The organism is Streptomyces sp. NPDC051662, assembly GCF_040681655.1.
Lineage (GTDB): Bacteria > Actinomycetota > Actinomycetes > Streptomycetales > Streptomycetaceae > Streptomyces.
Map to the genome: position 1 here is coordinate 96,055 of NZ_JBFAZD010000003.1, position 21,556 is coordinate 117,610.

A 21,556-nucleotide genomic window follows, 5' to 3' on the forward strand; every position below is an offset into this window, starting at 1 on the left:
ATGACATACGAGACCGGCCTCACCTGGCTCTCCGAGCAGTGCGATGAGCTGGCGGATCTGCCTCCCGCGGAGATGGACTGCCTCATCGAACGGGGGCCGGTCTCGGCCATACTCCTGATCACCGAACGGTCGGTCCGGGAGCTCGGCCACCCGGCGTCCCTGCAACTGGGCCGTGACATACGGCGGCTACTGAACTCCGGCCTGGCGGACGACACGATCCGCACGGCCTGGGTCGGCTCAACCGACCACGCGTTCGACCCGGCCAAGCAGCAGGTCGGAGCGCGGGAGTGGCTGGAGCGGATCGAATCGGCCTGGTTCGCGGCGGAATCCCACCGTGACCCCGGCTTCACCCCGCCCCCGGCCGACCCCGTGACAGACGAGTCGCTGCGCGCCGCGGTGCACAGGGCGATGGCCCCGCTGGCCGCCGCGCTGACGCGGGCACACGAGGAAGGAGAGGTGTTCAACCCGCTGCCGCTGCCCGCGCCCCTGGTACCGGCGCTGGCGCAGGTGATCTCCGGGGCGTGCGCCGACCTCGGGTTCCGGCTCTTCCTGCGCGCGGTCAAACGCCACGCGCTGCCGCTGGACGGCCCGTGCCGGGCAGCGCTGGTGGCCGTCGGCGAACGTCTCGGCCACCCGGAAGCTGCGGTCGAACAGGGCCTTCGGAGGGGCTGACGTGACGAGAGGTGGGCGGGACGCACGTTCCGCCCACCCCTCGCAGCAGACGTCCTGAGCCCGGACCCGGACGACGAGGACAAGATCCGAGACCGTCTGCTCGGCCATCCGGGAGTCGGGTCGGGCACCTCTTCTCAGGCCCTTAGAAGAATCCGAGCTTCTTCGCCGAGTACGAGACAAGCAGATTCTTCGTCTGCTGGTAGTGGTCCAGCATCATCCGGTGGTTCTCGCGGCCGATCCCCGACTGCTTGTAGCCGCCGAACGCGGCGTGTGCCGGGTAGGCGTGGTAGCAGTTCGTCCAGACTCTGCCCGCCTGGATCGAACGGCCCGCCCGGTAGGCGGTGTTCATGTCCCGTGTCCAGACGCCCGCGCCCAGACCGTACAGCGTGTCGTTCGCGGTTTTGATCGCGTCGTCGAAGTCGCTGAAGGATGTCACCGCGAGGACCGGGCCGAAGATCTCCTCCTGGAAGATCCGCATACGGTTGTGGCCCTCGAAGATCGTGGGCTGGACGTAGTAGCCGCCGGCCAGTTCGCCGTCGTAGTCGATCCGCTGACCACCCGTCAGCACCTTGGCTCCCTCCTGCCGGCCGATGTCCAGATACGAGAGGATCTTCTCCAACTGGTCGTTGGAGGCCTGCGCGCCGACCATCGTGTCCGTGTCCAGCGGGTGGCCGGGCACGATCGCCTCCGTGCGGGCCACGCCCGCCGCCAGGAACTCGCTGTAGTGGCCGTCCTGGATCAGCGCGCGTGACGGACAGGTGCACACCTCGCCCTGGTTGAGGGCGAACATCGTGAAGCCTTCGAGCGCCTTGTCGCGGAAGTCGTCATCGGCGGCCCAGACGTCGTCGAAGAAGAGGTTCGGGCTCTTGCCGCCGAGTTCCAGGGTGACGGGTTTGATGTTCTCGGAGGCGTACTGCATGATCAGCCGCCCCGTCGTGGTCTCGCCGGTGAACGCGACCTTCGCCACGCGCGGACTGGACGCCAGCGGCTTGCCCGCCTCGACGCCGAAGCCGTTCACGATATTGACGACGCCAGGCGGCAGCAGATCGGCGATCAGACTCATCCAGAGATGGATGGAAGCGGGGGTCTGCTCCGCGGGCTTGAGCACGACGGCGTTCCCGGCGGCCAGCGCGGGCGCCAGCTTCCATGTCGCCATCAGGATCGGGAAGTTCCACGGGATGATCTGGGCCACCACCCCGAGCGGCTCATGGAAGTGGTACGCGACGGTGTCGTCGTCCAGCTCGCTGAGCGTGCCCTCCTGGGCGCGCAGCGCCCCCGCGAAGTAGCGGAAGTGGTCAATGGCGAGGGGGATGTCGGCCGCGAGGGTCTCCCGGACCGGCTTGCCGTTCTCCCAGCTCTCCGCGACCGCCAGCTCCTCCAGATGCTCCTCCATCCGGTGGGCGATCCGGTTGAGGATGTTGGCACGGTCCGACGCCGACGTCTTCGCCCAGCCGGGGGCCGCGCCGTGCGCCGCGTCGAGGGCGCGCTCGACATCGTCCGCCGTGCCACGGGCGATCTCGGTGAAGGGGCGGCCATTGACCGGGCTGGGGTTCTCGAAGTACTGGCCGCGGGCCGGCGGTACGTACTCCCCGCCGATCCAGTGGTCGTAGCGGGACTGGTACGAGACGATCGCGCCCTCGCTGCCGGGCGCTGCGTAACGGGTCATCTCTGTGGCCTCCCGGATTCCGCGCCGCCCGCCGTTGGACGGCGCCCGCGCCCGACCTTATGGAGCGGGAGGTTGCGACGACGTTGCACCGCCGCCGTGGTCGTCCACGCGGTCCGGCGGTCCCGGTTCACCGCGCCCCGGTTCACCGCGCCCGGCCTCACTCCGGCTCGGCTCACTCCGCCTCCGCCTTGATCATGTCCGCGCACTTCTCGCCGATCATCATCGTGGTGATACAGGGATTGACCGTGGTCAGGAACGGCATCACGGACGCGTCGGCCACCCGCAGCCCGGTGACGCCCTTGACCCGCAGCCATGGATCGAGCGGCGCGTCGACCTCGCCCGGCGCCCCCATCCGTACCGTTCCCGCCGGGTGGTAGACGGTGTTGTGGGTCTCGCGGATGTACGCGAACAGCTCCTCGTCGGAGCGTGCCGCCGGTCCGGGTGCCAGCTCGGTCCCGGTCCATGGGGCCATCGGCGCCTGGGCGGTGATCTCCCGCGCCAGCCGCAGCCCGTAGGTCATCACCCGGATGTCGTGCTCATGCGTGAAGTAGCGCGGGTCCACCACCGGCTTGTCCCGGAAGTCACGGGTGCGCAGCCGGACCGTCCCCATGGACCGGGCCCTGGTGACATTCGGGGTGAGACAGAAGGCGTTGTCGGTGGTCGGGTAGCCGCGCCGGTAGGTGTTGAGATCGAACGGCACCGAACCGTAGTGGAACATCAGATCGGGCCGGTCCAGGCCGGGTTCGGTGTCCACGAGGATTCCGATCTCCCACCACTGGGTGGACGAGGTGACCATCGGCCGCTTCGCCTCCCACATGATCACGCCCTCGGGATGGTCCTGGAGACGCGAGCCGACGCCGGGGGAGTCCACGCGTACGTCCACCCCGACATCCCGCAGCCACCCGGCGGGACCGATGCCGGACAGCATCAGCAGCTTCGGCGAGTCGATGGCACCGCAGCTGACGATCACCTCGCGCCGGGCCGCGACAGCGCCGCTGTGCATCGTGTCGGGTTCCAGATACTCGACCCCCGTGCAGCGCCGCGCCTCGTCGAACAGCAGCCGCTTGGCCTGGCGACCGGTGCGGATCTCCAGGTTCGGCCGGTTGCCCAGGACGGGATGCAGATACGCCACCGAGGCGGAGGAACGGACGCCGTCCTCACGCGCGTTGATCTGGAACCAGTGCGCCCCGCGTACCACCGTGGAGCCGGTGTTGAACGGGGTGACGGGGATTCCGGCGGCGGCACACGCCTCCAGCAGCGCCACACCGCATGGATCGTTCGGCGGTACGGTACGGATCGTCACCGGCCCCGAGCGCCCATGGTGGTCGCCCGGCGCGTCATTGGTCTCCAGCCGCCGGTAGAGCGGGAAGCACTCCGCCGCGCTCCACCCCGTACAGCCGAGCGCGCCCCACTCGTCCAGATCCTCGGCCGGCGCCCAGAAGGCGATACAGGAGTTGTGGGACGAGCAGCCGCCCAGCACCTTGGCGCGGGCCTGCCGCATGAAGTCGTTGCCGTTCTCCTGCGGCTCGATGGGGTAGTCCCAGTCGTACCCGGACTCCAGCAGCGCCATCCACCGGTCGAGTCTGAGGACGCTGTCGTCGCCGACGTCCGAGGGACCGGCCTCCACCACACAGACGGTGACCTCCGGATCCTCGGTCAGCCGCGCGGCGACGACGGCGCCGGCGGTTCCACCGCCGACCACCACATAGTCGAACTCACGCACAGGGTGTTCCTCGGACATCGCTGCTCCAGGTCCAGGTCAGAGGTGTTCAGGGGGTCGTGGCGGGCGGTTCGGGCTCCTCGGCCGGGGACCGGTGCGCTTCGAGCGTGCCGGTGCGGGTGCGCTGGACGAACCAGTAGTAGGTGAAGCCGCCGGCGGCGACGGCGCCGACGAAGAGGAACGCGCCCCAGCGCAGGTACCAGTGGTACGGCGGTGCCGCGTTGTACACCTCGTGGCGTGGCCACGCCAGGTTGAGTGACATGGCCGCGCCCCACAGCACGGCGAGGACATTGACCGGCAGCCCCAGCCCACCCAGGGAGAAGTGGCCCACGGCGGGTGTCCAGGTACCGCGCAGCCGGCGGACCAGCATGGGGAGGGTGACCATCAGATAGGCCACATAGATCATGATGATCGCGATGCTGGTGATCACCGAGAAGATCTGTGGCTGGTCGATATTGATCACCAGGATGCAGATGGCGACGAGCCCGATGAAGATGGCCGGCACCACCGGCGTCCCGAACCGCGGGCTCACCCGGGCCACCAGCGAGGACGCGGGCAGACAGTTGTCACGCGCCATCGCGAACGCCAGCCGGATACCGGCCGCGTGGACCGCGAGCGCGCACACGGTGATGGCGACGACCACGCACCACAGCACGATCTGGCCGACGGTCGAGCCGAGCGTGGAGAGCACCACGTACTGGAGCCCGTCCACGGACAGCGCCTTGTTGTGCAGATCGGGCACGGCGAGCAGCGCGAACAGCAGGATGAGCCCGCCGATGAGGAAGGAGGCGATGAGGGCCCGCAGGATGGCGCGCGGCCCGTTGCGCCTGGGGTTGAGCGATTCCTCGCCCAGCGAGGACGCCGTGTCGAAGCCGTACATCACATACGCGGAGGCGAGCGACGCGGTCAGAAAGGGGCCCACATAGCCGAGCGGCTGACCGGCGCCGAAGCCACTGGTCGTGACGATCGCGCCGGGTCCGCGGGTGATGTGCGCGGCCAGCAGCCCGATCAGTACGATCGCGGCGATCAGCTCGACCATCACCCCGGCGGAGTTGATGGTGGCCATCAGCTTGACGCCGAAGGCGTTGACCAGGGTGGTGAAGACGATCAGTACCGTGCCGAGCAGCACGGCGTTCTTCGCCGCGTCCGTCTTTCCACTGCCGTTTCCGACGATCTGGAAGACGCTGGAGATCTGCGGCAGCGTGATCTGGTAGGCGAGGGCGACCGCCGCGAGGGAGACCATGGTGGCGGTCACCATCATCCAGCCGCCCAGCCAGCCGATATGCGGTCCGCCGAGTTTCTTGGACCAGTTGTAGATCGAACCGGCGACCGGATAGCTGGCGGCCAGCTCGCAGAAGCACAGGGCCACCATCAGCTGGCCGAGGAACACCATCGGCCAGGACCACCAGTAGCCGGGTCCGGCGAACTTGACCCCGAAGTAGAACAGCTGGAAGGTGCCGGTCAGGATCGAGATATAGCTGATCCCGGCGGCGAAGGTGTGGAAGTTGCCGAGGGTGCGCTTCAGTTCGGGCTTGTAGCCGAACGCCTTGAGGGAATCGTCGTCGTCCTGGCTCTGGATGTCCTGGGCGCTACGGGTATCGGGCGCGGGCTGATCGGGTGCGGGCTCCGGACCCGACGGTGCGTGGCCGGGGCCCGGGGTCACTCGAACCATCCCAGGGGCCGCGGTGAGAGATTGCGCCACACATGCTTCGCCTCCTGGTACTCGGCCAGCCCGGCGGGACCGAGCTCCCGGCCGAAACCCGACTGCTTCATCCCGCCCCACTCCGCCTGGGGCACATACGGCTGGAAGTCATTGATCCATACGGTGCCGGCGCGCAGCCGGGACGCCACCCGGTGCGCACGGCCGACGTCCTGCGACCAGACGGCCCCCGTGAGTCCGTAGATCGTGTCATTGGCGAGTGCGAGCGCCTCTTTCTCGTCGCGGAACCGCTCAACCGTGAGGACCGGTCCGAACGACTCGTCGCGCACTACCGACATCCCCGGGGCGCACTCGTCCAGCACGGTCGGCAGATAGTAGAAGCCGTCGCGCAGCGCGGGGTCGTCGGGCCGCGCGCCCCCGCAGCGCAGCACAGCGCCCTCGGCCAGCCCGGCCGTCACATAAGCCTCGACCTTGGCGCGGTGCGCGGCCGAGATCAGCGGTCCGGTCCTGGCGTTCTCGTCGAACGGTCCGCCCAGCGGGATCGCGCGCGCCCGGGCCACCACGTCCTCGACGAACGTGTCGTGCAGCTCTTCCTGGACGAGCAGCCGCGCCCCGGCCGAACAGACCTGTCCCGAATGCAGGAACACCGCGGTCAGCGCGTAGTCGACGGCGGCCTCGTAATCGGCGTCGGCGAAGACGATATTGGGGTTCTTGCCGCCCAGCTCCAGGGCGAGCTTCTTCACGGTCGGTGCGGCGGCGGCCATGATGCGCCGGCCGGTGACCAGACCGCCGGTGAACGACACCATGTCGACCCGCGGGTCCTCGCTGAGCGGCGCGCCCGCGGTCGGTCCCGCGCCCAGGACGAGATTGGCGACCCCGGCGGGCAGCCCGGCCTCGGTCAGCAGACTCATCAGCATGATGGCGGTGTGCGGGGTCAGTTCGCTGGGCTTGAGGACGAAGGTGTTGCCCGCGCCGAGCGCCGGGGCGACCTTCCAGGCGGTCTGGAGCAGTGGATAGTTCCATGGGGTGATCAGCGCGCAGACACCGACCGGCTCGTGCACCACTCGGCTGTCCACACCGGGGTTGCCGGTGTCGACGACCCTGTCCGTGCCGCCGGCCGCCGTCAGATTGCCGAAGTAGCGGAAGCAGTTGGCGATGTCGTCCATGTCGTACTCGCTCTCGACGAGCCGCTTCCCGGTGTCCAGGGACTCGGCTCTGGCGAGTGCCGCCTTGTCGCGCTCCAGCAGCTCCGCGACGCGCAGCAGCCGTGCGCCGCGCTCGGCGGCCGGCGTGAAGGGCCAGGGACCGCTGTCGAAGGCCTCACGGGCCGCACCGATCGCCGCGGCGGCGTCCTTCGGCCCGGCCTCGTCGACGGTCGCGACCAGCGTGCCGTCGGCGGGGCAGCGGATCTCGCGCGTCTGCCCGCTGACGGCGGCGGTCCACCTGCCACCGATGAACAGCTCCGGCATGAAGGCCCCTCCGGTTCCGATCGGGGCACCCGGCGGAGTGCGGCCCGTCGCACGGGCCATGCGCCGTGGTGCTCTGTGAACCGACAGTAAGGAGGGAGGAGCGGGTTCGCAGCGCGGGAGGCGCCGAGCGGGGGCGGCCGGAAGAGCGGTTCATCGTATGTACGTTCGCATTCGCGGTCGGGGTCGCGCCGTCACCTCCGCTGCCACGCGTCGAGTTCCCGTACCCGCGCGAGTGCGGCCGGCCGCTGCTGTACGGGGAGTACGGCGGCGAGTGCCCGCCACACCTGCAGGTCGTCCTCGCCCCAGGGGCTGTACGCCCAGTCGGCCAGCAGCCCCGGGTCACCGCGGGCGATCAGCGCGGCCCGCAGCTGGTCCGCGAGACGCCGGCGCAGCCGTACCACCGTGGGCGCCCGCGAGGCGGGCAGCAGCGGCCCGGCGTAGGCGCTCATCGCGGAGGTCACGGAGCCGGAGGCCAGCCGCCGGGTCACCGTGCCGAAGTCCGACTCGACGGGGGCCGCCAGCCGGTAGGGCCGCGACCTCAGCAGCCCCGGGCCGAGCAGCCCGCGCAGCCGGGAGAGTTCGGCGCGCAGCGTGACGGGGGTGACCGACTCGTCCTCGTACAGCTCGACAAGCAGCTCGTCCCCCGCCATGCCCTCGGGACGGCGAGCGAGCAGCGTCAGGATCTCGCTGTGCCGGGGGCTCAGCCGCAATTTGCGGCCGGCCGCCACCAGCAGCGCCTCGTCCCGTCCCAGCGCTGTCAGCCGTACGGCCTCCGCGTCCCGAGGCGGCGCGAGCAGCGCGAGCTGTGACTCGGCGGCCCGCGCGACCGCGCCGACGAAGGCCAGGCTGTGCGGATGGGCCAGCCGGTCTCCACCGGTGATGTCCACGGCTCCCAGCAGCCGTCCGCTGAGCGGATCGTGGACGGGCGCCGCCGCGCAGGTCCACGGGTGCACGGGCCGCTGGAAGTGCTCCGCGGCGAAGACCTGTACCGGCCGGTCCACGGCGATCGCCGTGCCCGGCGCGTTCGTTCCTGCCACGGCCTCCGCCCAGCGGGCTCCCGGTACGAAGTTCATCCCGCCCGCGAGCAGCCGGGTCGCCCGGTGCCCCTCGACCCAGAGCAGTCTGCCGTGCGCGTCGCACACCGCCATCAGATGTTCGCCGTCCATGGCGTACGCGCCCATCAGCTCACGGAAGAGCGGCATCACCCGGGCCAGCGGATGGGCGTCGCGGTACGTGGCGAGTTCGTCGTCGGACAGTTCCACGCGCGCCACGCCCTCCGGGCTGACATGGGCGCGGGCGGACCGCCGCCAGGAGGCGGCCACCACCGGCCGCACCGGATGCTCGACCCGCCCCGCGCTCGCGTACGACTCGTACGCGCGGCGCAGCGCCCCTCTGCGCTTCACCGGATCTGCGCCCGCTTCCAGTGCCACCCAGGTGTCGGTCAACGCGGCCTCCCCGGTCGGACATCACCGGACGTGACCATCGTCGCCCGGACGGCCCGGCCCGGCAAGCGTCCCGCCGGGCATCCGGGCCGTACGGATCACCTCACTCCGCGAGCGCCTCCGCCAGGGCCGCCGCGGGATCGGGGCCGCCAGGACCCGCGGGAGCCCACCGACCCCGCTCCTTGCGGTACGGCCACCAGCGCCCGTCGCGGCCGTACCGCAGCTGGACCGACGCCTCGGCCACAGTCCAGCGCCCGCCGCCGGCCGCCCGCAGCCGCGGCCGGTCCCCGTCCTCCCAGGCCGCGTCGAGCGCCGCCGTGGCCCGTGCGAGGGATCCGGGCTCCGGGGTCCAGGTGTCCTCCAGTACGGAGAGGGCCGCCGCGCCGCCGTATCGCCAGGCGCGCACCGCGAGGTCCAGCTCGGCCGGCCGCCGGCCGGAGCCCGCGGCGAGCCGCGCCACCAGCCGCTGGTCGGACGCCGTGGCGGCCAGCCGCACCGCATCCTGCCCGGGCGTCAACTCCGGCTCCTCCGACTGCTGTTCATGGCCCGGCAGCAGCGCTTCCGACAGCAGCCGCAGCGCCCGCGCCGCCGCGTCGGCGGCGAGGAACTCCAGGGCGTCCGGGTCGACCCCGGCCGGCGGCGCGCCCTCCGTGTCGAGGGCCGGAGGCTGCCCCGGCTCCGGCGGCAGCGGCGGGGGAGCGGGCAGCGGGGGCAGGAGGTCGCGCGCCGCGAAGGCGGCCACGGCCGGTACGCCCGCCTCCTCGCCGCTCCGGGCGCCGCCGTCGCCCGTACCGTCCCCCGGCTCCTCCTTCGTACGGGCCGCACGCGCGACGCTGCGTACCTGAAGCTCGTCGAGCAGCCGGCGCTCGCTCCTGCCCCGCATCAGCAGCAGGACGAACGGATCCTGGTCCAGCAGCCTGGCCATCTGATAGCAGAGCGCGGCCGAGTGCGGGCAGTGGTCCCAGGCCTCACAGCCGCACTCCGGCTCCAGATCACCTATACCGGGGAGGAGTTCGACCCCTGCGCCCGCGGCGTCCTCCACCAGATGCGGCGGCATCTCCCGGTCGAGCAGCGCCGCGATATGGCCCGCCCGGTCGACCGCCATGTCCAGGAAGCGGTCCCACTCCTCCTCGCTCAGCTGCTGCAACAGCACATCGCTGCGCTGGGCGGTGCCGTCCCGGTCCTGGACGACCGCCGTGATCCGTCCCGGCCGTACGGACACGGCGCCGACGGCGCCCTCGCGGGCCTGCCTGCGCCCCCGTTTCAGCTGCTGGGCGTCGAGCGCGGTGTCCTCCAGCGCCTTCAGCCAGGCCCGGCCCCACCAGGTCTGTGCGAAGGCCCGGCCCCCGGCGGGCGCCAGGGCGGCGAAGGTGCGCTCGTCGCCGTCCGCCGAACCGTCCTCGGAACCGCCGTCGTACCTATCGCTCATCGGGCGCTCCCTCGCAGCTCCACCAGATCCGCCAGCTCGGCGTCGGTCAGTTCGGTCAGGGCCGCCTCGCCGGAGCCCAGTACGGCGTCGGCCAGCCCCTGCTTACGTGCCAGCATCTCGGCGATCCGGTCCTCGATCGTGCCTTCGGTGATCATCCGGTGCACCTGTACGGGACGGAGCTGCCCGATGCGGTACGCGCGGTCCGTCGCCTGTGCCTCGACGGCGGGGTTCCACCAGCGGTCGAAGTGCACGACATGCTCGGCGCGGGTCAGATTGAGCCCGGTGCCCGCCGCCTTCAACGACAGCAGGAAGACCGGCACCTCACCGTTCTGGAAGCGGTCCACCATCGCCTCGCGCTCGGCGATCGGTGTACCGCCGTGCAGAAACCGGGTCGGCACGCCGCGCGCCGCCAGATGCCGCTCCAGCAGCCGCGCCATCTGTACGTACTGGGTGAAGACCAGCACGCTCGCGTCCTCCGCGAGGATCGTGTCGAGCAGTTCGTCCAGCAGTTCCAGCTTCCCGGAGCGGTCGGTGAGAAGGGGCCGCTCCTCCTTCAGATACTGCGCCGGGTGATTGCAGATCTGCTTGAGCGCGGTCAGCAGTTTGACGACGAGTCCGCGGCGTTCCATGCCGCCCGCCTCCGCGATCGCGGCCAGGGTCTCCCGTACGACCGCTTCGTACAGTCCGGCCTGTTCCCTGGTGAGGGAGACGGCGCGGTCGGTCTCGGTCTTGGGCGGCAGTTCGGGCGCGATCCCCGGATCGGACTTCCGGCGGCGCAGCAGGAACGGGCGGACCAGCGCGGCGAGGCGCTCGGCCGCCGCCGGGTCGTTACCGCTCTCGACGGAATCCGCGTAGCGGGTACGGAACGTACCGAGGCGGCCGAGGAGCCCCGGGGTCGTCCAGTCGAGGATCGCCCACAGCTCGGAGAGGTTGTTCTCCACGGGGGTGCCGGAGAGAGCGACCCGGGCCCTGGCTCCGATGGTGCGCAGCTGCCGGGCGGTGGCGGAGTACGGGTTCTTGACGTGCTGCGCCTCATCGGCCACGACCATGCCCCACTCGGTCCCGCCGAGTCTCGCCGCGTCCAGCCGCATCGTGCCGTAGGTGGTGAGGACGAACTCGCCGTCCGCCAGGCCCTCCAGACCGCGCGAGGCACCGTGGAACCGGCGCACCGGCGTGCCGGGGCCGAACCGTTCGATCTCGCGCTGCCAGTTGCCCATCAGAGAGGCCGGGCAGACGACGAGCGTCGGGCCGGCCGCCGCCGGGTCGGTCTGCCGGTGCAGATGGAGCGCGATGAGGGTGATCGTCTTGCCGAGCCCCATGTCGTCGGCGAGACAGCCGCCGAGTCCGAGCGATGTCATGCGGTGCAGCCAGTTGAGACCGCGTAGCTGGTAGTCGCGGAGCGTCGCGGCGAGCGCGGCCGGCTGTCCGATCTCCTGTTCCGCGCTCTCCGGATCGGCGAGCCGGTCGCGCAGAGTGGCGAGCCAGCCCGTCGCCCGTACCTCGACCCGGCGGCCCTCGACCTCGGTGGAGCCGGTCAGTACGGCTTCGAGCGCGTCGACCGGACTGAGCTTGCGGTCCTGGCTCTCGCGGGCGCGCCGGACCTCCGCCGGGTCGATCAGAACCCATTGGTCACGCAGTCGGACGACGGGACGGCTCGCCTCGGCGAGCCGGTCGAGCTCGGCGCGGGAGAGCCGCTGATCGCCCAGCGCGAAGTGCCAGTTGAAGGAGAGGAGGGCGTCGGCGGACAGGAAGGAGGGCAGATTCGTCTCCGGCCGGGGAGATCCGCCGGTGTCCGCCGTGCCGGCGGTGCCCGCCGCGTCCGCTGTGCCGGGGTCAGCCCCTTCGTCCGGTGGGCCGATGACCGCGCGGGCCGTCAGCGTGCGCGCCAGCTCCCTGGGCCAGTGCACGTGGACGCCGGTCGCGGCGAGCGCCCCGGCCGCCTCGCCCAGCAGTTCGGTGACCTCCTCGTCCGCGAGCTCGATGGCGTCCGGCACGGCGGCCGAGAGCAGCGGGGTGAGCGGCGGCCAGGCGCGGGCGGCGCGGCGCAGCGCGAGCAGGGCGTCCATCCGGGCGCGCGGGCCGAAGGCTGCCGACGCAGGACCCGACCACACGTCGGTGGCGTCGCGGACCGCGGAGGGATCGCTGACGCTGTGCATCTGGAGGACGGCGCGGAAGGCGGATCCCGGCGTGCTCGGCGTGCCCGGTGTGTCCGACGTACTCGGCGTGCCCGGCGTATCCGGCGCGTCAGGTGCGTCAGGTGCATCCGTCAGACCCGGCAGCTCGACGCGCAGCGAGAGCCGCACGCCCGCGTCATGTCCCGCCGCCACAGCCGCGGCCCAGTCACGCAGCTCGGGAACGCGGCGCGGCGGGGCGGCGGCGAAGGCGGGTTCCGCCGTGACGAGCGTGGCGGCCGGTGTGCGCGGCAGCCCATCGGCGACCGCGTCCAGGAAATCCCTCAACAGCCGCTCGGGCCGGGGGAGAAGCACCGTATCCGCCGATCCGGCGGTCCGCCCGGCAGTGGCGCCGAGCGGTACGGCGTGCGCGCTGGGCGGCATGGCGGCCGCCAGCGCCCGGATCCGCTCCAGGTCCTCGGCGGTCAGTGGTCCGGCCCGCCACGCGTCGTGATCCGAACCGGTGAGACCGGGCAACAACCGGCCACGGGCGGTGAGTTGCAGGGCAAGGAGCGCCGCCGCACCCCAGAAGGCCGCCGACGGGGACGCGTTCGCCGAGGCGCGCGCCCTGGTCAGCGTGGGGAGGGCGGTGGATACGGGACTCAACAGCGCCCTGACCGTGAGAGGGTGGCCTTCGGTGTCGACGACGGCCAGTTCCTCCAGAGAGCCCGGTGCGGACGGCGGCTCCGCGCCGTCGGGTCGCCAGAAGGCGATCCGCCCGGTGCGAGCCGGATCCGCGGGGAGAAAGACGGTGGAACAGTGGGCGAGTTCGGCGGTCCGGGAGAGCGTTGCCGCGGGGAGCCTGTGCACAGCGAAGACGCATTCCTCAAGTTTGACTAATGCGGGTCGGAGCCGCCGAGGGTACCCCACCGCGAAGCCACGCGGGGACGGCACCGCCGTGACCTGACTCACTCACGCGACACCCCTGGGTGTAGCCAGCACCACCCCCACCCCCCCGGACAGCACCCAGCTTTTCCGGGTGGTGGCGTCATGGCTGCCCGGCATCACGCACCCCTAGGTTTCAAAGGGGCCGCCGCAGTCCGCGCGGCCCTCTCTCAGCGCCCATCTCGGCCTACACAGACCGGAGACCGACATGCCCCAAGCCGCCGCCATCCCCCTCGCGGAGCCCCTACCCGACCCCGCAGTCGGCCGCGTCGGAGGCAGCGACTTCGCACCTCTCCTGCGTACGGTCAGGGAACAGGGTCTGCTGGAGCGCCGGGTCGTCTGGTACGCCCGGGGTATCACCGTCAACTTCCTCTTCCTGGCGGCGATCGTCGCCGGAATGGTGCTCCTCGGCCCCTCCTGGTGGACGCTGCTCCTCGCACCGCCGCTGGCCGTCATATCGGCGCGCATGGCGTTCGTCGGCCATGACGCGGGACATGCCCAGATCACCTCCGATCGGGGCAGGGGCCGCTTCATCCAGCTCGTTCACGCCAATCTGATGCTCGGTATGAGCCAGGAGTGGTGGAACGACAAGCACAACAGGCACCACGCCAACCCCAACCACATCGACAAGGACCCGGACGTCGCCGCCGACATCCTCGTCTTCACCCAGCACCAGACCGCGGGCCGCACCGGACTGCGCCGCTGGCTCACCCGGCACCAGGCCTGGCTGTTCTTCCCGCTGACCACCCTGGAGGGCATCGCCCTCAAGGTGTACGGCTTCCAGGCCGTCTTCTCCCGCGGCGAGGACCGGATGCCCGCCCGCCGCCGGGTGACCGAGGGAGGGCTCCTCATCGCCCATGTCGCGGCGTATGTGACCCTGCTGCTCACCACGATGACCGTCGGCCAGGCCATCGTCTTCGCCCTGATCAACCAGATGCTCCTCGGTCTCCATCTGGGCATGGCCTTCGCGCCCAACCACAAGGGCATGGAGATGCCCGATCCGGAGAAGAGCGAGGGCTGGGGCCATCTCCGCCGTCAGGTGCTGACCTCACGGAACGTCCGTGGCGGACTCCTGACCGACTGGTTCCTCGGCGGGCTGAACTACCAGATCGAGCACCATCTCTTCCCCAGCATGCCGCGCCCCCATCTGCGGCTCGCCCAGCCGATGGTGCGCGCCCACTGCCTCTCGCTGGGGCTCCCGTACACGGAGACGGGACTGATCGAGTCGTACCGCCAGGCGCTCGGCCATATGCATGAGGTCGGCGAACCGCTGCGCGCGGGCGCATAGTGGAACTGGCGGACGCCCGTACGCGTTCACTGGGCAGGAAGCGGCCTGGCCGCGAAGGAGGCGTCGAGATGTCGACACGTACGAAGATCACCATCGGGGGAGTGGCCGTCGGCCTTCTTCTGATACCGCTGATCGGTTTCTGGTTCTCACTGCTGGTGGTGCTCGGCGTGCCGGCGGTCGCGTATCTGATGCTGGACCCGTCGCAGCGCCGCAGGCTGCGGAGGATCAGCCGCAAGGAGCTGGGCCGCTGACGCCGCCGGGCCGATCATCCGTGTGCGGGGTCCCGGGCAAGACACGCCCTGGGCCCCGCACATGGACGCGGCTGCGGCCCGGGGCCGTCTCAGGCCGGGCGTACGGCCATGGTGTCGAGCGCCGTCAGCAGCTCCGGCAGTTCCGTGCCCCGGCCGACCGGTAGGACGTCCCCCGGCTCCTCGTCCAGCAGGACGAACGCCATGTCGTCGGTCCTGGCGACGAAGGACCAGCCGGGGCCGTCGGCGCGCAGCGTCCGCGCCTCGCCCGGGGCGAAACCGGACCGTACGCGCCCGAGCGGCGGCGGCGTGTCCAGATAGCCGCGCAGTTCCTTCAGCACTCGTCGCACGCCCTCATGGGCGGGTCCCGGTGCGCCGTCGCCGTCAGCGGCCTCCGGCTCCTTTCCGTGCAGCTGTTCCCGCCAGGCCGTCCACTGGAGGGCGATTCCGTCCGCGCCGAGGCGGCGCTGGGCCGGGCCCCAGGACTCGGTGTCGGGCGGTGCGAGGGGCGGCCGGAGACCGTCCTCCTCGGAGCCGGGTTCCGGTTCGGGGTCATGCGGGGCGGGTACGCCGGGCGCCGCGACGGCGAGGGCGACCGGCCAGCCGGGCAGGGCGCACACCACGGTCCGTTCCCCCGGTGACAGGTCGTGCTCCATCCCGCAGTCCCAGGCCGCGATCGCCACGGCGACGAGTGACACGTCGTCCACCACCACCGTCCACCGGGCGCCGTCGCCGTCCTGCCCCATGACCAGCCCGTATCCCCGGTCGTACGGCTCAAGGCCGAGGGCGGCACAGGCTTCCGGGTAGTCATCGCCGAGTACGGCCGGGAACCGCGCCGGGGTGAGCAGCGCGGCGGTCAGCACATACAGTGCGTCGTCCTCCACGGAGTCTTCCGTTCCGGTCACCGCGCCTCCCGAACCGATCGGTTGTCGGCGCACCCTAGCCAGTGGGCAACCCGGACGTCGAGAGCGCGGTACGAGCAGGCTTTTCCGGCCCTGGTCCAGCCCTCGGGGCCGGCCCCGGGCCTTGGCACCGGTGCGGGGGTCGGTCCCGGCAGGGCCGGTGGTCAGACGGTCGGCAGGCCCAGCAGGCCGCGGGCCACGGTCTGCGGCGACTCGTTCCGCTCACGGGCCAGCGCGATGACCGCCCGGCAGGCGAGTTCGCTGACACCGAAGGAGAGGGCCTCCGGTGAGACCCAGTCCGTCGCCTCGTCGATCCGCCGCTGATCGTCCTCCGCGCACGCCGACACATAGGTGGCGGCGGCCTCGAATATGTTGTGCGGCCTGGCCGGTGGCCGCTCCGCGGCCGGGCCGGCGCCCCGGTCCGACACATGGTCCGGTACGAGGATCCTGCGCAGTCTGCTGAACACGTGGTCCACCTTCCCTGCTGCCTGGCGTGGTGCGGGCCGTATCGGTCGTCCGGTCGTCCGGGCCGCTGCCCGGGCCGCCCTTCCAACGTACGGTCGCGGGTGCGCCGGCAGAAGAGGCCCTTCCCCGTGGCAGGTGCTTTTCGGGGTCCAGGACATGGGGCAAGGGCCCCGTACAGGGGGGAGCGCTGGGCTCAGCCGTGGCGTACCGCCAGGGCCAGGAAACGGGAGTCCTCGTCGGTGTACGACTCCAGTCGCCAGCCCGAGCCGGCCAGCAGCGGACGGAGATTGGGCTCGGCGCGCAGATCCTCGTCCGTGATCCGTCGGCCCTGCCGGGCCGCCAGCGCCGCCCGGCCGATGGGATGGAACAGCGCCAGCCGGCCGCCCGGCCGTACGACCCGGGCCAACTCCCGCAGATTCTCGTCGGGTTGCGGGAGGTGGGCGATCAGCCCCGCACCGAACACCGCGTCCAGCACCGCCGTCCGCACCGGCAGCCGGCTCACATCGGCGAGCAGCAGCTGTCCGGCGGCGCGGCGGCCCGCCCGTACCGCGGCTTCGAGCATCTCCGGGGTCAGATCGACCCCCAGGACCGTGCCCCGCACGCCCACCGCGTCCCGCAGGGGCGGCAGCGCGCGGCCCGTACCGCATCCCGCGTCCAGTACGGCGTCACCCGGGCGCAGCCCCAGGTCCGCGACGGCGGCGGCGTAGGCCGGACCGTCGTCGGGGAAGCGCGCGTCCCAGTTCGCCGCCCGGGAGCCGAAGAATTCGTGCACCTGTGTGTGGTCATGGGCCATGGGGCAATGATCCCCGGCAACGCCGTCGCACGGCGCGCGGGCCGCCGCACTTCACTGGCCCACTTCGCCGCCCCACTTCCCGTCGGCTTTTCCCGGGGGTAACTTGTCCCAGAGGAACACCAGAACATCCGGGATGTCCCGGATGTTCTGAGGTCTCGAAGGCCCCCGGGAGCTTCTCACGGAGATTTTTCCGAGAAATCTTCGCCGGTTCCGTCGAGGATGTCGAAATCACGGCGCGTGCTTCTACCTGTCACTGAGAGAGCGCCGAGAAGGGCGCGACAGTGAGGAGAACGTCATGAAGTACATGCTGCTGATGCAGTTCAGTGAGAAGACCGTGGACTTCGCGCCGCTCACGGAGTGGACCCAGGACGAGGTCAAGGCCCATATCGCCTTCATGCGGGACACGAACAGCAAGCTCTCGGAGGCGGGCGAGCTGGTCACGGCGGAGGGGCTGGCGGGTCCTGAACAGGCCAGGATCGTACGGGCGGGTGGCGACGGCTCCGCCGTCATCACCGAGGGGCCCTTCCCCGAGACCAAGGAATTCCTCGCCGGTTACTGGATCGTGGACTGCGAGAGCGAGGAGCGGGCGGTGGAGCTGGCCGCGTATGTGTCGACAGCGCCCGGCCCCGGCGGAAAGCCGCTCAACATGCCGATCGAGGTGCGCCAGGTGATGGCGGGACCGCCGGAGGAGATGTGAGCGCTGACTGATACGACCCCCCGCCCGGTGGAGCCCGAGCCCGATCCCAGGACGGATCCGGGAACCGGCGGGGAGATGACGCCCGAGGACCTGCTGCGCACGTTGGCGCCGCAGGTCGTCGGCGTGCTCACCCGGCGCTTCGGGGATTTCGACTCGGCCGAGGACGCCGTACAGGAAGCGCTGCTGGCGGCGTCGACGCAGTGGCCCGACGAGGGCGTGCCCCGCAATCCGCGCGGCTGGCTGATCCAGGTCGCGAGCCGCCGGATGACCGAGCGGGTACGTGGCGAGCAGGCGCGCCGCCGCCGCGAGGACCTGGCGGCGAGACAACTGCCCGCGGACCGACGGACGGCGCCGGCCGCGGACAGCGCGGACCCGGCGGACCGGGACGACTCGCTGGTCCTGCTGTTCCTGTGCTGCCATCCGGCACTGTCGCCCTCGGCCGCGATCGCACTGACCCTGCGCTGTGTCGGGGGTCTGACCACGAGCCAGATCGCGCGCGCCTTCATGGTGCCCGAGACGACGATGGGGCAGCGGATCAGCCGGGCCAAGCAGCGGATCAAGACGTCCGGGATCCCGTTCCGGATGCCGGAGGGCGAGGAGCGTGCCGGCCGGCTCGACAACGTACTGCATGTCCTCTATCTGATCTTCAATGAGGGTTACGCCACCAGCGAGGGCCCCGATCTGCAACGGGTCGAGCTGTCCCGGGAGGCGATCCGGCTGACCAGGGCCGCCCATGAACTGCTCCCCGATGACAGCGAGGTGGCCGGTCTGCTGGCGCTGATGCTCCTCACCCACGCCAGAAGCGCCGCGCGCACCGGCGCGGCCGGTGAACTGATCCCGCTGGCGGAGCAGGACCGGCGGCTCTGGGACGCGCGGGCCATCGACGAGGGCACCGCGCTCCTTACGGCCACCCTTCCCAAGGGGCCCCTCGGTCCGTATCAGGTCCAGGCGGCGGTCGCCGCCGTCCATGACGAGGCGGCGACGGTCGAGGAGACCGACTGGCCGCAGATCCTCGCCCTGTACGGAGTGCTGGAGCAGCTGTCCGCCAGTCCGGTGGTCTCCCTGAACCGGGCGGTGGCCGTCGCGATGGTGCGTGGTGCGGACGCCGGTCTCGGCATTCTCAAGGCCCTTGAGGCGGACGGCCGTCTGGCGGGCAACCACCGGCTGTATGTGGCGCGGGCCCATCTCCTCGAAATGGCCGGCGACCGGCAGGGCGCGCTGGAGAACTACCGGGAGGCGGCGCACCGTACGACCAGTCTTCCGGAACGGCATTACCTCACGCTTCGCGCCGCGCGCCTCGCCGCCGCGGACTGAGGACGCCTCCTTGGTAGCCCTGCTTGGGGTGCCCCTGTTCGGAGTGCCCCTCTTCGGAGTGCCCCTCTTCGGGAGTGCCCGCCCTGCCCGGGATCAGCCGGCCGGTGCGCCCTCGTCCTTGCCGTCGCGGTCGCCCTCTGCGGCGGCCCGTATCCGCTTGCGCTGTCGTGAGGCGCGCAGATTGGCCGCGTTGCCGCAGATACGTACGTCATGCCAGACACCGCTGTTGTTGCGCGACGTGTCGTAGAAGGCCGACCCGCACTCGCCATTGCGGCAGATCTTGAGCCGGGGCCAGGTCCCGGCCCGCTGGGCGAGCAGTGTCTCCGACCAGAGAGCCGACTCCAGCCAGCCGCGCCCCCGGCCGACCGGGAGTAGCCGTACCTGGCCCTGTTCGTCGGGGGCGAGCCGCACTGGGACACCGCGACCGGAAATGGGGCGGGGAGCCGTATCGGAACTGGGGCGGGGCGTCGTCCCGGAAGCGGGGCCGGGCGCCACGACGGCGCCGGGTTCCGTGTGTGACGCCGGGGCCGTGGTGATCAGCCGCTCGAAGGATTCCCGCAGCTCGCGCAGGGCCCGCGGATCCGACGGGGACAGCGCGCAGTCGGGGGAGTCGAGGCCGTGGATATGGGCCCATTCCCCGGCGGCGCCGGTCAGCCACCGCTCGGCGGCCTCGTGGTCGGCGAGCAGATCGGGCGCGTATCCCTTGATGGCGCGGGTGTTGATCAGCTCCTGCACCAGCGCGAGTCCGGCAGGAGCCTGGCGTACGCGATATCGCTCATTGGCCACCCATGACATAACCGAATCGTACTTGACTATGTCGGGGTGGGCGAGCAAGGTGAAGACAGAGGCTATTGCGTTACGCCTCTGTCTCATTCAAGGGGTATACGTCCATTTCGCGAGGAGAGAGCGACATGACCACCGTCACTGGAGCAACCGCCCTGGTCACTGGGGGACAGCGCGGCCTGGGCAGGGCCTTCGTACAGGAACTGCTGGAGGCGGGGGCGGCGAAGGTCTACGCCACGGCCCGTACGCCCGTCGCCGAGAGCGACCCCCGGATCGTCCCCCTGCCGCTGGAGGTGACCGACGGGAACTCGGTCGCCGAGCTGGCGCGTACGGCCGACGATGTCTCCATCGTCATCAACAACGCGGGGATCTCCGGCGGCAGCCCGCTCACCGAAGTCGGCATCGACGAGGTCAGGGCCGTCTTCGAGGCCAATGTGTTCGGTGCGCTGCGGGTTGCCCAGGCATTCGCGCCGGTGCTGGCGGCCCGTGGTGGCGGGGCCCTGGTCGATGTTCACTCGGTGCTGTCCTGGGTGGCGGGAGCCGGTGTCTACGGTGCGACGAAGGCCGCTCTGTGGTCGCTCACCAACTCGCTCCGGCTGGAACTGGCGCCCCAGGGGACACAGGTGGTGGGTGTCCATCTGGGTTACACGGACACCGACATGACCCGTGGGCTGGACGTCGCCAAGAACGATCCACGGGACGTGGCCCGCGATGTCGTCGCCGCGCTGGAGAAGGGCGAGAGCGAAGTCCTCGCCGACGAGGTGAGCCGTGCCTTCAAGGCCGCGCTGTCCGGACCCGTCGAGGGGCTGAGTCTTCGGCCGGCCGCCTGACGCCGTGATCGCTCGCGCGGCCCGGCACGGGTGAGACCCGGCGGGGTGGGGCGGCGGCACCGAGTCGTGCCGCCGCCCCACCCGGGGGTCAGTCCGCGATGTCGGCGTACGCCAGCACCTTGTCGATCTTCACCCGTACCACCATTTCGCCCGGCACCCCGTTGCGCTCCCCGAACTCTTGCGCCCGTTCCTCCCCCATATACCGCGCGGCGATCCGGGTCGCCCAGGCGCGCAGCTGATCCGGCTCCTCATGGATCTCGGCCCGCCCGTTGATCACCACGAAGGAGAACGGCGGACGTTCGTCGTCCACGCACAGCGCCAGCCGGTCGTCGCGCAGCAGATTGCCCCCCTTCACGGTCTCCCTGCCGGTGTTGAAGACAAGATCGTCGCCGTCCAGTACGAACCAGATGGGCGCGATGTGCGGGCTTCCGTCGGCCCGTACGGTGGACAACTTGCCGGTGCGCGTACCTTCCGAGACGAAGGCGCGCCACTGCTCCTTGCTCATGTTTGTCGCCATGTCCGCATTTTCCGCTGATCGTGCGGCCGGCGCGACGCGGCACCGCCGGGGACCCGCTTGCCCGGGAGCGGCCGGTGCGGAAGGCTACGGGCGTTGCGGGACCATGGGGAACACTTGAACGGGGAGGAACGACAATGCCGTTGGAAAAGGGACTCGACTGGTTGCTCGACGACCTGACCGAACGGGTCGAGCACATCAAGCACGCTCTGGTGCTGTCCAACGACGGTCTGGTGACGGGGGCCAGCACCGGACTGGCCCGCGAGGACGCGGAACACCTCGCGGCGGTCTCCTCGGGGCTGCACAGCCTCGCCCGGGGATCGGGACGGCATTTCCGGGCCGGCCAGGCCCGGCAGACGATGGTCGAGTTCGACGAGGCGCTGCTGTTCGTCACCGCCGCCGGTGACAGCAGCTGTCTGTGCGTACTGACGGCGGCCGAGGCCGATGTCGGCCAGGTCGCCTACGAGATGACGCTGCTCGTCAACCGGGTCGGTGAGCACCTGGGTGTCGCGGCGCGGCAGCCGGGAGACACCAGCCTGAGTGGTCTCTGAGGTCCCTGACCTCTCTGAAGACTCTCAGCCGGAAGCCGGAAGCCGGAAGCCGGAAGC

The 21,556-nt window shown here is 71.0% G+C and carries 19 protein-coding genes; 7 read left to right on the forward strand and 12 right to left on the reverse strand.

Translation table 11 applies throughout. The annotated features are described in order from the left end of the window. Nucleotides 1-672, forward strand: a complete 672-nt coding sequence (locus AB0M67_RS05925; RefSeq protein ID WP_365743064.1) for a hypothetical protein — start codon at nt 1-3, stop codon at nt 670-672. 142 nt (nt 673-814) lie between these two features. Here AB0M67_RS05925 and AB0M67_RS05930 read toward each other — a convergent pair whose 3' ends face one another. The 7 genes from AB0M67_RS05930 to AB0M67_RS05960 all read right to left on the reverse strand — a co-directional run bounded on the left by AB0M67_RS05930 (nt 815) and on the right by AB0M67_RS05960 (nt 13,039). Beyond that, nucleotides 815-2,338 carry an aldehyde dehydrogenase family protein gene (locus tag AB0M67_RS05930; protein ID WP_365743066.1) on the reverse strand — a complete coding sequence of 508 codons (1,524 nt, stop codon included), beginning with the start codon at nt 2,336-2,338 and terminating at the stop codon, nt 815-817. Between the two features lie 172 nt (nt 2,339-2,510). Next, nucleotides 2,511-4,079, reverse strand: a complete 1,569-nt coding sequence (locus AB0M67_RS05935; protein ID WP_365743068.1) for a GMC family oxidoreductase N-terminal domain-containing protein — start codon at nt 4,077-4,079, stop codon at nt 2,511-2,513. Between the two features lie 28 nt (nt 4,080-4,107). Further along, nucleotides 4,108-5,637, reverse strand: a complete 1,530-nt coding sequence (locus AB0M67_RS05940; RefSeq protein WP_365743695.1) for an amino acid permease — start codon at nt 5,635-5,637, stop codon at nt 4,108-4,110. Between the two features lie 80 nt (nt 5,638-5,717). Then, nucleotides 5,718-7,187, reverse strand: a complete 1,470-nt coding sequence (locus AB0M67_RS05945) for an aldehyde dehydrogenase family protein (protein ID WP_365743070.1) — start codon at nt 7,185-7,187, stop codon at nt 5,718-5,720. Between the two features lie 191 nt (nt 7,188-7,378). Beyond that, complete coding sequence (locus AB0M67_RS05950; protein WP_365743072.1) at nt 7,379-8,632, reverse strand: GAF domain-containing protein; 1,254 nt, start codon at nt 8,630-8,632, stop codon at nt 7,379-7,381. A 100-nt stretch (nt 8,633-8,732) separates the two neighbouring features. Continuing rightward, on the reverse strand, nt 8,733-10,058 hold the full coding sequence (locus AB0M67_RS05955; protein WP_365743074.1) for an SWF or SNF family helicase: 1,326 nt from the start codon (nt 10,056-10,058) through the stop codon (nt 8,733-8,735). Continuing rightward, on the reverse strand, nt 10,055-13,039 hold the full coding sequence (locus AB0M67_RS05960; protein WP_365743076.1) for a DEAD/DEAH box helicase: 2,985 nt from the start codon (nt 13,037-13,039) through the stop codon (nt 10,055-10,057). Before AB0M67_RS05960 ends, AB0M67_RS05955 begins: the two co-directional genes overlap by 4 nt. Nucleotides 13,040-13,322: 283 nt before the next feature. On the opposite strand from AB0M67_RS05960, the gene AB0M67_RS05965 reads away from it, so the two are divergent. Beyond that, nucleotides 13,323-14,402, forward strand: coding sequence for an acyl-CoA desaturase (locus AB0M67_RS05965; protein ID WP_365743078.1), 1,080 nt, complete (start codon nt 13,323-13,325; stop codon nt 14,400-14,402). Between the two features lie 68 nt (nt 14,403-14,470). Then, nucleotides 14,471-14,653, forward strand: a complete 183-nt coding sequence (locus AB0M67_RS05970; RefSeq protein ID WP_249950353.1) for a hypothetical protein — start codon at nt 14,471-14,473, stop codon at nt 14,651-14,653. An 89-nt stretch (nt 14,654-14,742) separates the two neighbouring features. On the opposite strand, the gene AB0M67_RS05975 is transcribed toward AB0M67_RS05970, so the two are convergent. The 3 genes from AB0M67_RS05975 to AB0M67_RS05985 form a co-directional block, all read right to left on the reverse strand. Beyond that, entirely contained in the window at nt 14,743-15,555 is an 813-nt protein-coding gene (locus AB0M67_RS05975; protein ID WP_365743080.1) for a hypothetical protein, read from the reverse strand. A gap of 161 nt (nt 15,556-15,716) precedes the next feature. Next, nucleotides 15,717-15,980, reverse strand: a complete 264-nt coding sequence (locus tag AB0M67_RS05980) for a hypothetical protein (RefSeq protein ID WP_365743697.1) — start codon at nt 15,978-15,980, stop codon at nt 15,717-15,719. A gap of 230 nt (nt 15,981-16,210) precedes the next feature. Continuing rightward, on the reverse strand, nt 16,211-16,810 hold the full coding sequence (locus tag AB0M67_RS05985) for a methyltransferase domain-containing protein (RefSeq protein ID WP_365743082.1): 600 nt from the start codon (nt 16,808-16,810) through the stop codon (nt 16,211-16,213). A 295-nt stretch (nt 16,811-17,105) separates the two neighbouring features. Between AB0M67_RS05985 and AB0M67_RS05990 the strand changes: the two genes are divergently transcribed. Next, nucleotides 17,106-17,507, forward strand: coding sequence for a YciI family protein (locus tag AB0M67_RS05990; protein WP_365743084.1), 402 nt, complete (start codon nt 17,106-17,108; stop codon nt 17,505-17,507). 75 nt (nt 17,508-17,582) lie between these two features. Next, the gene (locus AB0M67_RS05995; protein ID WP_365743086.1) at nt 17,583-18,821 is read left to right on the forward strand and encodes a sigma-70 family RNA polymerase sigma factor; all 1,239 of its coding nucleotides are present in this window, start codon (nt 17,583-17,585) and stop codon (nt 18,819-18,821) included. A 93-nt stretch (nt 18,822-18,914) separates the two neighbouring features. Here the strand turns inward: AB0M67_RS05995 and AB0M67_RS06000 are convergent, their stop codons facing one another. Next, nucleotides 18,915-19,616: a CGNR zinc finger domain-containing protein gene (locus AB0M67_RS06000; protein ID WP_365743088.1), complete on the reverse strand. Its 702-nt coding sequence runs from the start codon at nt 19,614-19,616 to the stop codon at nt 18,915-18,917. A 116-nt stretch (nt 19,617-19,732) separates the two neighbouring features. On the opposite strand from AB0M67_RS06000, the gene AB0M67_RS06005 reads away from it, so the two are divergent. After that, entirely contained in the window at nt 19,733-20,434 is a 702-nt protein-coding gene (locus AB0M67_RS06005) for an SDR family oxidoreductase (RefSeq protein WP_365743090.1), read from the forward strand. Nucleotides 20,435-20,522: 88 nt separating this feature from the next. Here AB0M67_RS06005 and AB0M67_RS06010 read toward each other — a convergent pair whose 3' ends face one another. Beyond that, a complete protein-coding gene (locus AB0M67_RS06010) occupies nt 20,523-20,951 on the reverse strand; it encodes a PPOX class F420-dependent oxidoreductase (RefSeq protein ID WP_365743092.1) in 429 nt (142 codons plus the stop codon). Nucleotides 20,952-21,085: 134 nt separating this feature from the next. Here AB0M67_RS06010 and AB0M67_RS06015 point away from each other — a divergent pair, with 134 nt between their 5' ends. Then, the gene (locus AB0M67_RS06015; RefSeq protein ID WP_365743094.1) at nt 21,086-21,499 is read left to right on the forward strand and encodes a roadblock/LC7 domain-containing protein; all 414 of its coding nucleotides are present in this window, start codon (nt 21,086-21,088) and stop codon (nt 21,497-21,499) included. Nucleotides 21,500-21,556 lie beyond the last annotated feature (57 nt).